Source organism: Arthrobacter sp. 210 2, assembly GCF_059093025.1.
In genome coordinates, this window is record NZ_JBNHIE010000016.1 from 40,063 (window position 1) to 50,343 (window position 10,281).

Here is a 10,281-nt window from a genome sequence, read left to right on the forward strand (position 1 = left end):
GGCCGCAGTCCCCCTCAGCAGTAGGCTGGTGGCGTGGACCCTAACCCCAGCACCCCTCCAGAATCCGGCCCGGCAGCGCCAGGACGCATTGTCCTGGCCGCCACTCCGATCGGAAACACGGGTGACGCTTCGGCCCGGCTCGTGGAGCTGCTGGGAACGGCGGACATCGTCGCGGCAGAGGACACCCGCCGCCTGCACCGGCTGGTCCAGAGCCTGGGGGTCACAGTGGCCGGCCGGGTCATCAGTTACCACGAGCACAACGAGGCGACGAAGACGGCGGAGCTTTTGGACCAGGTGCGGACCGGCAGCACCCTTGTGATGGTCACGGACGCCGGCATGCCCTCCGTGTCCGATCCGGGCTTCCGGCTGGTGGAAGGTGCCGTTGCGGCGGGGTTGACCGTTACCGCCGTGCCGGGCCCTTCGGCTGTGCTGACTGCCCTGGCATTGTCCGGCCTGCCCACCGACCGGTTCTGCTTCGAAGGGTTCCTCCCACGGAAATCCGGGGAACGCGCCTCCCGGCTGGCAGACCTCGCCGGGGAACGCCGGACCATGGTGTTCTTCGAGGCGCCGCACCGCCTCGAAGCCATGCTGCGGGCACTGCGGGAACGGTTCGGGCCTGAGCGGCCCATCGCCGTGTGCCGGGAACTGACAAAGACCTACGAAGAAGTCATCCGCGGGTCCCTCGGCGAGCTTTTGCAGTGGGCTGAGGATACGGAGGTCCGGGGCGAGATCGCCGTTGTGCTTGGCGGGGCGCCCGAACAGGCTGCCGGCACGCCCGAGGACCACGTGGCCGCGGTCAACGAACTGGTGGCCCAGGGCATCCGGCTCAAGGAAGCGGTGGCTGCTGTTGCGGACGACGTCCGGGTGAGCAAAAGGGAGCTCTATTCGGCCGTGTTGGCGGCCCGCTGACGGTAGCCGACGGGCCGGGTTGCTGCTGTGCAGATGCACAGGAGAACGGCGTTGGGGCAGTGCGCCGCGGCGTAGACCGGGGCGGTGGCCCGCAGTAGTCTGACAGTTAATCAGCCTGATGAGCCCGGTCACTCCGGCCGCCGCCGCAGGGCTGCAACAACCCTACTGACGAGGGAGTCATCGTGACTGTCACTGCACAGCCAGCCGTTACCGCGGACCGCGAAAGCCGGCTTCTGGCCTCTGTCCCCACCGGACTGCTGATTAATGGTGAGTGGCGCGCCGCCGCCTCCGGCAAGACCTTCGACGTCGAGGATCCCGCCACCGGGAACGTCCTGCTCAGCATTGCCGACGCCGGCGCCGAGGATGGCGCCGCGGCGCTGGACGCCGCCGCTGCCGCGCAGGAGTCCTGGGCGAAGGTCCCGCCGCGTGAACGCGGCGAAATCCTGCGCCGGGCTTTTGACCTGGTGACCGAACGCGCCGAGGACTTCGCACTCCTGATGACCATGGAAATGGGCAAGCCGCTCGCCGAAGCCCGCGGTGAGGTGACCTATGGTGCCGAATTCCTGCGCTGGTTCTCCGAGGAAGCCGTCCGTGCTTTTGGCCGCTACTCGGTGTCCCCGGACGGCAAGTCCCGGCTCCTGGTCACCAAGAAGCCCGTTGGCCCCTGCCTGCTGATCACCCCGTGGAACTTCCCGCTGGCCATGGCCACCCGCAAGATCGCCCCGGCCGTCGCGGCCGGCTGCACCATGGTCCTGAAGTCAGCGAACCTCACCCCGCTGACCTCCCAGCTGTTCGCCGCCGTGATGCAGGAGGCCGGCCTGCCCGCCGGTGTCCTGAACGTCATCCCCACCTCCACCGCCGGCGCCACAACGGGCCCGCTGATCAAGGACGCCCGGCTCCGGAAGCTGTCCTTCACCGGTTCCACAGAGGTGGGCCGCCGCCTGCTGGCTGACGCGTCCGAGACCGTGCTGCGCACTTCCATGGAACTGGGCGGCAACGCCCCCTTCGTCGTCTTCGAGGACGCCGACCTGGATGCCGCCGTCGCCGGCGCCATGCTCGCGAAGCTGCGGAACATGGGCGAGGCCTGCACCGCGGCCAACCGCTTCATCGTCCACGAATCCGTGGCAGCCGAGTTCGCGGAGAAGTTCGCCGCGAAGATGAAGGAGATGACCACCGCCCGGGGCACCGAGCCGGAGTCCAAGGTGGGCCCGCTGATCGACGCCAAGAGCCGGGACAAGGTCCATGAGCTGGTCTCCGACGCCGTTGCCTCCGGCGCGAAGGCCGTCCTGGGCGGCGGACCGGTGGAGGGCCCGGGCTACTTCTACCAGCCCACCATCCTCTCGGGCGTTACCGAAGGCACCCGCATCCTGTCCGAGGAGATCTTCGGGCCGGTGGCACCGATCATCACCTTCAGCAGCGAGGACGACGCCGTGCGCCTGGCCAACAACACAGAATACGGGCTGGTGGCCTACGTCTTCACGAAGGACCTCAACCGTGGCATCCGGATGGGCGAAAAGCTCGAAACCGGCATGCTCGGCCTGAACGCCGGCGTCATCTCCAACGCCGCCGCACCCTTTGGCGGCGTCAAGCAGTCCGGCCTGGGACGCGAAGGCGGCCTCGAAGGCATCGAGGAATACCTGTACACCCAGTACATCGGCATCGCCGATCCCTACGCCGGGTAATCCCCGGACGGCACCAACTGGAGCCGCCGCCCGCCCTACCGTGAACGCACGGGCCAGGAGCGTGCGGCGGCTTTTGCCGTTACAGCCAACGCCCGGCCGGCGGCCCTGAAGGGGGCGCCAATGATCCGCCCCAGCCGTCCCATCACGGACGGTGGAAGCCACGCGGCCCGAAGCCTCTGCGGCAAGGTGGCATTGGCGCGCAACGCAAGCTCCAAGGCAGCCAGCTGCCCGGACGCGGCGCCGCCTTTTGCGCCTGTCCCGGTCCGTCCGCCGTCGTCCGCATCCTGTCCGCCGGCTGACGGCGGGGGCGGGCCGAACCTGTTCCGCTCGAAGCCTGCGGTGAGTGCAACCGCGGCGCGGTGGGCCGCCTCGTCCATCCCGCCGGGTTCCCCCAGATGCCCACGCAGCCGCGTGGAATAGGCCCGCGGGGTCTCGCTGGAGCCCGGGGCTACGCCGTAGTCGGTGCCCAGGTCCAGCATTTCAGTCCAGGCCAGGGGGACGGCGTCCCCGGGATCCCTCGGGCGGAGGCGCCGGGCACGGATGGCGGTCCGGACCAGATGCGGCGAGGCGGCCAGGAGTGCAACGCCCAGGACTCCGCCGGCCCCGAACAGCCATGGCAGGAGCTGCAGGCCATCGTCGCTGCCGCCGCCTGTCCCCGGGGCCGGAAGCGGCGTGGCGCTGGGGGCCGGGGCGGGGGCCGGAGTGGCGTCGGGAATCAGGTCGTCATTGTTGTCAAGCGACCCGGGGGCAGTCGGGGCGGACGACTCCGTGGCATATTCGGGGACGACGCCGCGGGAGGGTGTGGGCTCGAAAGGCACCCAGCCCAGGCCCTGGAAGTACAGCTCCGGCCACGCATGGGCATCGCGGGCGTCCACCTCGAACTCGGGCAGCGTACCCTGGCCTGCCACCGTCACCGTGGCACCTGTCAGCCGTCCCGGGGCATAACCCACGGCGATGCGGCTGGGGATCCCTTCCAGCCGTGCCATGACCGCCATTGCCGACGCGTAGTGGATGCAGTAGCCGCTCTTTTGGTCCAGGAAGTCGGCCAGGACGGAGAGCCCGTTCCCGTCGTAGCCGTTTTGCACCGGTGACTGCAGCGAGTAGGTGAACTCCGCCGACCGGAGGTACCGCTGGATGGCCATCGCTTTTTCGTAAGGTGAGCTGGCGGACCCGGCCACCGTTCCGGCCGTGGTCCTGACAATCTCCGGAACGTTGCCGGGGACCCTGGTGAAATCATCGGGGATGTCCCGCACCCCGCTGGATGATTGGGCCAGCAGCCCTGCCGACAGTTTGGGCACTGAGGACGTTACAACGTACTCCTGCCGCCGGGAGCTGACGTCTGTCCCCTTGATGCTCAAGGTGGCGGGATCCCAGGTCCAGCGTCCGTCCAGCCCGCGCACCGTTTCGGGGGCGTAGGGCACAGGCAGGTAGGGGCTGGTGAAGGTCCCGGTATCGATCGCGGTCACCTGCTGCAGCTGTTCGTCGGCCAGGACTGCATAGCCGGGATCGATCCGTCCGCCCAGGGGAAGCCGCGATGCGTTCCGGTCGTCCGGGCCCCAGGATTCGCCGTCGAAGTGGTCCACGGTGACAGACCGCAGGTACAGCGGGACGGAGGCATTGGTGGCGTACGTGATCCGCCCGCTTCCGTCCGGCGTCCGCAGGCTGTTCCCGAGGGTAATCATCGGGTTCAGGCCCGTGGAGGTGCCCCAAGGGTTAAGCCGGGAACCCTGCGGGAAGGTGCCCTGGTCGAATCCCGGGATGGCCAGCGGAACCAGCAGGGTGGCAGCAAGCGCAGCGGACCCCGTCAACACCGCCCGCCGGACCTGCCCCGGGTTCCGCGCCGAGTCCGCCTGGGTGCGGGCATCCGGTGCGAACCACTGGCTGCAGGCAAGGATCATCAGGTACCCGGCGACAGCGACGGTAAAACCAAAGAAGCCCACGCTCTGCGGCTTGATCATGGCCGGCACCACCAGGATGGCCAGCAGGCCCACACCGGTGGCTGCCGGCATGCCGAGGGGTACTGCCAGCGCGTCCACCAGGATGACCGCCAAACCCAACACCGCGCAGATCACCATCACGATCCCCACGTTGGGTGCCACGGGTGCGGTTTCGGCCAGCACGGTTTCGCTGGCACGGCGGACCAGCCGCTGCAGTTCGGTGAAGGTGGCGCCGGTGGGGATCAGCCCCAGGAGGCTGGATCCGCGGAAGAACGTAAGGGTGAGGATGGCGCCCAGGGACAGGAAGCCGCCTGCGGTCACCAGCAGTGGTTGGGCCCGGACGGCGCGCAGCGCGGCGAGGGTGAAACTTACCACCAGCACTGTGGTGAGCACCGGCCAGTACCAGGCCCAGCCCCTCAGCACCCCGTTCAGGGACAGGGCGGCACCGCAGACTGCGACGGCAATGGAGGCGGCCATGGCCCACGGAAAGGCGCCAACCCTTGGCCGCCCCGCGGATGTTCCCGCCGGGGAAGCAGGCTGTTTGCCGGTGCCGGGGGTCCGGGCCGGGGCCATGGTCATCGCGCCACTCCCGCTCCGCGCCGGACTTCCGCTGTTGGCGCCGGCAATTCAACGTCCTGGTCAAACTGGCCCCAGGCGGCGGTCACCGGGACCGACGGCGGAACGGCCACCGCCCGCCAGCCACCCTGCCGGAGGGCCTCGAGGACAACGGAGTACTCGGCGGGCTTCTCCACAACAACGATGGCAAAGGCGTTGGTTCCGTAGCCGGCGGCAGGGGCCAGGGCCAGCGCCTCCTCCGGAGAAATCCTCCCGAGCACGGCAATCAGGGGGCCGCGCATGCGGTGCGCGGACAGCTTGTCCATCAGTTGGTCGTCAAAGGAAGGGGGCCCGGCGTCCTGGCTGCTGGTGTGCCGGGAGCCAAAAAGCTCTGGACCAGGTGCTTCGCGCCCCACGATTTCCCGAAGCCTGGCATCGCGCCGCTGATGATGTGGCCCGGTGAGCTGGATGGCCGCGAGGCTCTCGGCAATGGACTGGAGTCCGGAGGCCCCGCTGTACTCCTCGGCCTCGGGATCCGGTGACGAGGGCGAATGAAGGAAGGCCGGTTCCCCGCGCGTGTCCAGCAGGCGCAGGCCGTAGTTGCGTTCTGCAAGGTGGGCGCTGATGGACATGGCCGCTACTACAGACCATTCAAAGGTTTCGCTGGTGACCATGGAATGGCCGTCCTGCGCGGTCAGTCCCGCCAAAGTGGGCGGCGACCCGCCGGAGAAGGCCATGAAGCGGTGGTCCAGGACGATCGTTGCCTCGGGCGTCGTGACGGATTCCTCCTGGCGGACCATCAGGGCACCGTGGCGGGCGGTGGCTGCCCAGTGGACGCGGCGCATGGGGTCGCCGTGGCGGTATTCACGGGTCATCACGTCGTCGTCGCTGGGGTTTGCGCGGATTCTGGTGGCGGTAACGCCGTCGTTTCCCCGGGCTCCGGCGAGCCCTGTCAGGGGAAGGACGACGGCGGCAGGCGTCACCGTGAGCGTGTCGCCGTCGTCAATGGCCTGGCGGTGCAGTGAGAGCCCGAACGGGTCCGTGAACTCGGCCGTGACAGGGCCGATCCTGAACTGGCCACGCTGGGCGGATCGCAGGTGGTATTCGTAGCGGCTTGTTCCGCCGGTGGCTGAGCGGGAGGGGAACCGGAACACGGGAGACTCGCCGAAGCGGGGCGGCAGCCGTTCCTCCATGGTCGCCCGGCCGCTTGCGGTTCCCGTCCGGGCCACCGCCAGCCGCACGGTGGTGGGGGAAGACGTCTCCACCGGGGACGGATTGAACTCGCGGTACACGCGGAAGCGGGGCTTCACCAGGCGGATGCCGGCCAGCGAAACCACGGGGAGGACCAGCAACAGGACACTGAGCGTCAGGAGATCCCGCCGCCCCATGACGTGGGCGGCCGCGAGGGCGGCAGCGCCGGCCCCCAGCATTCCCCAGCCGCGCTGGGTGAAGAGGTGCCGTGGCAGTCTGTCGAGCAGCGCCATGGGTCCGCCTAGTGGTTCCTGCCCACGCCGGCCACCGGGGCAGGGCTCCTGCCGGTGGTCCTGGGCTGCCGGGCGGGCTCGGCCGGCGTGTGCGGAACGGGCAGGCGCGACAGGATGCCCCGCAGGACGGTGTGCGGAGTCTCGCCCGCTCCGGCCGCCTTCCGGTCCAGGATGATGCGGTGCGCCAGGACGGCCTCTGCCACCTGGAGCACGTCATCGGGCAAAACGAAGTCCCGGCCGTCAAGGGCGGCAGTGGCCTTCGCCGCGCGCAACAGCTGCAGCATGGAACGGGGGCTCGCGCCCAGCCGGAGGAGGGGGCTTTCCCGGGTGGCCCTGCCCACCGAAACCGTGTACTCCTTGACCGCCTGCGAAACATAGACCTGCTGGACGCTGGCGATCATGGCGGCCACGTCGGCCGTGGTAACCACAGCGGCGACCTTGGCCAGCGGAGAGGTGGCCTGATGTGTTTCGAGCATCTCGATCTCGGCGTCCTTGTCCGGGTAGCCCATGGAGATCCGTGCCATGAACCGGTCCCGCTGCGCCTCCGGCAGAGGATAGGTTCCTTCCATCTCAATGGGATTCTGGGTGGCAACCACCATGAACGGCTCGTCGAGCCGGTAGGAGTTGCCGTCCACGGTGACCTGGTGCTCCTCCATGCACTCGAGGAGGGCGGACTGGGTTTTGGCGGACGCGCGGTTGATTTCGTCGCCGATGACGATGTTCGCGAAAACCGCGCCGGGCCGGAACTCGAACAGCCTTGACGCCTGGTTGTAGATGGACACCCCGGTGACGTCGGAGGGCAGCAGGTCAGGGGTGAACTGGATGCGGTTGACGGTGCAGTCGATGGTCCGGGCCAGCGTCTTGGCCAGGAGGGTCTTCCCGACGCCGGGTACGTCCTCGAGCAGCAGGTGGCCCTGCGCCAGCAGGACAGTCAGTGCCAGCTTTGCAGCATCCGATTTCCCATCGATTACCGTGTTCACCGTTGTCAGGATGCGCTGGCTTGCTGCGTGGAAAGACTCACCGTCCATCGCCGCCGGACGGTGCCCGTTCAGGCGGCTGACGGGGTCCGGGACGCCGGCCAGGTTGCCAGTAGCAGCGCTCACATCGTTGGCAGTACGTCGGTGGGATTCCATCGGCAACCTTTCAGCCCGGGGTCTCGCCTGGACGGGACAAGTAAGCCTGCCTTCGCCCGTCGGTGGGCGTTCGCATCTGTCCGTACCAGACTACTAACACAACTGCCGCAGCTGACAGAGAGTTCCGGCAAAAATGGGGCCAACCTCCGCAGTTAGGCTGGAGGGATGTGCAACACGCTGATCCCCGACGCTTACCGCAGCCCCGTTGCCGGGGACGCACCCGATCCTGAGAACGGCAGGAAGCGCGAGTTCCCGCCCGCCCCGGAACCCCTGCCGGTGCCGGTCATGGACAACCACACCCACCTCGATTTTCCCGACGGGAAGGCGCCCGTGGGCATTAAGGCCGCCCTGGATGCAGCCGCCGCGGTGGGTGTCCAGGGTGCGGTGCAGGTGGGCTGCGACCTCGAGTCCTCCCGTTTCACCGTGCAGGCGGTGGACCAGGACGAACGGCTCCTCGGGGCTGTTGCCCTGCACCCCAACGACGCCCCCCGCTACGCGGCCCGCGGCGGGCTGGAAGAGGCGCTCGCTGAAATCGAGCAGCTGGCAGCCCACCCGCGCATCAGGGCCATCGGGGAGACCGGCCTGGACTTCTTCCGTACCGAAGGCGAAGGCCTGGTCCACCAGAAATACTCCTTCCGCCGCCATATCGACATTGCCAAGCGCCTGGGCCTCACACTGCAGATCCACGACCGTGACGCGCACAGTGACGTGGTGCAGGTCCTGCGGGAGGAAGGCGCACCGGAGCGGGTCGTGTTCCACTGCTTCTCGGGTGATGAGGAGCTGGCCGCAGTCTGCAACCAGGAGGGCTGGTGGATGTCCTTCGCGGGAACACTCACCTTCCGGAACGCCACAAACCTGCGTGCCGCGCTGGCCGTCGCCGATCCTGCGTTGGTCCTGGTGGAAACCGATGCTCCCTTCCTCACACCCCACCCGCACCGGGGCCGGCCGAACGCGAGCTACATGGTGCCCTACACGGTGCGTGCCATGGCTGAATTGACAAATACCGACCTGGCCTCGCTGTGCGCCGGTATCAGCGAAAATACCGTGCGGGCGTACGGATCCTGGGTGTAACGAAACAGCTTTGTTGCTCACCCCAAGGAATACCTGGTATGCAAAATTGTTGGTCCCTTTATAACGCTACGGTTACAGTGAAGAACTATTAGCCGGGGTCGGGGAAGGCCAGCGGGTAATTCACTTCTTTCTGCAGCACGATGTGCCGGACCTTGTTCCGGCCTGACCGTTGCGCGAAGTGTGGCGGCGCAACGGTGCCCGGACTGCCTCATGCAAGGCGGTGCCGGGCATTTTATTGCGCGATCCCCGTGCCCGGATGGACCTAAAGTTATGGGCAATCGTGGTCAAGTTCTTCACAACGGACGGCAAGTTCAGCTTTATCAAAGTTGGCGCCCAGTTGCTGGTGCTCTGCGCGCTGGTGGTGGGGCTCGTAGCCTTCGTCGGCAATAACAAAACCGTCACGCTCAACGTCGACGGCAAAGTCACATCCGTGCAGACCTTCGGCGGTACCGTGGGCCAGGTGGTCAAGAGTGCCAACCTTGAGCTCAAGCCCACCGACCGGGTCTCCCCGGCCATCGACGCCTCGGTCCGGAACGGCACCGTCATCAACGTCAACCAGGCCAAAGAGGTCAAGGTGAGCCTCGACGGGGCAGAGAAGACCGTCAACACCAACGCCCAGGACGTGGCAGGCCTGGTGACCGAGCTTGGCGTTGCCAGCGCATCGTCCGTTTCGGTTCCCAAGGATGCGCAGCTCGCCGTCGCGGGATCCTTCGTCTCGATCTCCACTCCCAAGACCGTCAGCATCGTCGCCGACGGCAAGGTGGATACCGCCACCACCACCGCAGCCACGGTCGGCAAGGTACTCGAAGACGCCGGCCTGACCCTGGGCGCCAACGACCGCACTTCCCAGCCCGCCAACGCCCACGTGGTCAACAACATGGTGATCAAGGTCTCCCGCGTGGATAACGCCCAGACCGCCGTGACCACCGACGAGGTTCCTTTCGAAAAGGTCACCACGGAGAGCGCCGAGCTTCTGAAGGGCGAACAGGAAGTCACCCAGGCAGGTTCTGCCGGAAAGATCGAAAAGACCTACAAACTGGTTCTGGTGGATGGCCGCGAAGCGTCGCGCACCCTGGTTTCGGAGACGGTATCCGTCCAGCCTGTTGCTGAGAAGATTACGGTCGGCACCAAGCCGAAGCCGGTGGCCCAGGCAGCTCCGGCCCCCGCGGCCGGCACCAACACCGGCGCAGCAGCCCCCGCCATCATGAACGAAGCCATGTGGGACAAGATTGCCCAGTGCGAATCCGGCGGAAACTGGAGCATCAACACCGGCAACGGCTACTACGGCGGCCTGCAGTTCGATATCCAGACCTGGATTGGATCCGGCGGCGGAGCCTATGCGCCGAACGCCAGCCTTGCGACGAAAGCCCAGCAGATCGACATCGCCAACCGCGTCTACGCACAGCGCGGCCTGCAGCCCTGGGGCTGCGGCTGGGCAGCCACCAGCTGACCAGGAGCGGGCACCAGCCCGCTCACGCACAGCGGCCGGGCCCGGACTTTCCGGGCCCGG

At 67.6% G+C, this 10,281-nt stretch carries 7 protein-coding genes; 4 read left to right on the plus strand and 3 right to left on the minus strand.

Annotated features, from left to right (window positions below):
• Positions 1-33: 33 nt before the first annotated feature.
• Positions 34-909 carry a 16S rRNA (cytidine(1402)-2'-O)-methyltransferase gene (gene rsmI, locus AC5RWA_RS20955; protein WP_079595664.1) on the plus strand — a complete coding sequence of 292 codons (876 nt, stop codon included), beginning with the start codon at positions 34-36 and terminating at the stop codon, positions 907-909.
• Positions 910-1,091: 182 nt separating this feature from the next.
• Positions 1,092-2,591: an NAD-dependent succinate-semialdehyde dehydrogenase gene (locus AC5RWA_RS20960; RefSeq protein WP_079595663.1), complete on the plus strand. Its 1,500-nt coding sequence runs from the start codon at positions 1,092-1,094 to the stop codon at positions 2,589-2,591.
• A gap of 35 nt (positions 2,592-2,626) precedes the next feature.
• Here the strand turns inward: AC5RWA_RS20960 and AC5RWA_RS20965 are convergent, their stop codons facing one another.
• Genes AC5RWA_RS20965 through AC5RWA_RS20975 form a run of 3 tightly spaced genes read right to left on the minus strand, consistent with a single transcriptional unit; the run spans position 2,627 to position 7,700 of the window.
• Entirely contained in the window at positions 2,627-5,107 is a 2,481-nt protein-coding gene (locus AC5RWA_RS20965) for a transglutaminase TgpA family protein (protein ID WP_494058917.1), read from the minus strand.
• Complete coding sequence (locus AC5RWA_RS20970) at positions 5,104-6,567, minus strand: DUF58 domain-containing protein (protein WP_115524351.1); 1,464 nt, start codon at positions 6,565-6,567, stop codon at positions 5,104-5,106. Before AC5RWA_RS20970 ends, AC5RWA_RS20965 begins: the two co-directional genes overlap by 4 nt.
• A gap of 8 nt (positions 6,568-6,575) precedes the next feature.
• Positions 6,576-7,700 carry an AAA family ATPase gene (locus AC5RWA_RS20975; protein ID WP_494058918.1) on the minus strand — a complete coding sequence of 375 codons (1,125 nt, stop codon included), beginning with the start codon at positions 7,698-7,700 and terminating at the stop codon, positions 6,576-6,578.
• A 165-nt stretch (positions 7,701-7,865) separates the two neighbouring features.
• On the opposite strand from AC5RWA_RS20975, the gene AC5RWA_RS20980 reads away from it, so the two are divergent.
• Entirely contained in the window at positions 7,866-8,771 is a 906-nt protein-coding gene (locus tag AC5RWA_RS20980; protein WP_079595659.1) for a TatD family hydrolase, read from the plus strand.
• Between the two features lie 256 nt (positions 8,772-9,027).
• On the plus strand, positions 9,028-10,221 hold the full coding sequence (locus tag AC5RWA_RS20985; protein WP_176156748.1) for a resuscitation-promoting factor: 1,194 nt from the start codon (positions 9,028-9,030) through the stop codon (positions 10,219-10,221).
• The last annotated feature ends 60 nt before the right edge of the window (positions 10,222-10,281 follow it).

Coding starts and splice junctions, on each gene's coding strand:
- AC5RWA_RS20965 (WP_494058917.1), bottom strand. CDS start 5,107: ATGACCATGGCCCCGGCCCGGACCCCCGGCACCGGCAAACAGCCTGCT.
- AC5RWA_RS20980 (WP_079595659.1), top strand. CDS start 7,866: ATGTGCAACACGCTGATCCCCGACGCTTACCGCAGCCCCGTTGCCGGG.
- AC5RWA_RS20970 (WP_115524351.1), bottom strand. CDS start 6,567: ATGGCGCTGCTCGACAGACTGCCACGGCACCTCTTCACCCAGCGCGGC.
- AC5RWA_RS20975 (WP_494058918.1), bottom strand. CDS start 7,700: ATGGAATCCCACCGACGTACTGCCAACGATGTGAGCGCTGCTACTGGC.
- AC5RWA_RS20985 (WP_176156748.1), top strand. CDS start 9,028: ATGGACCTAAAGTTATGGGCAATCGTGGTCAAGTTCTTCACAACGGAC.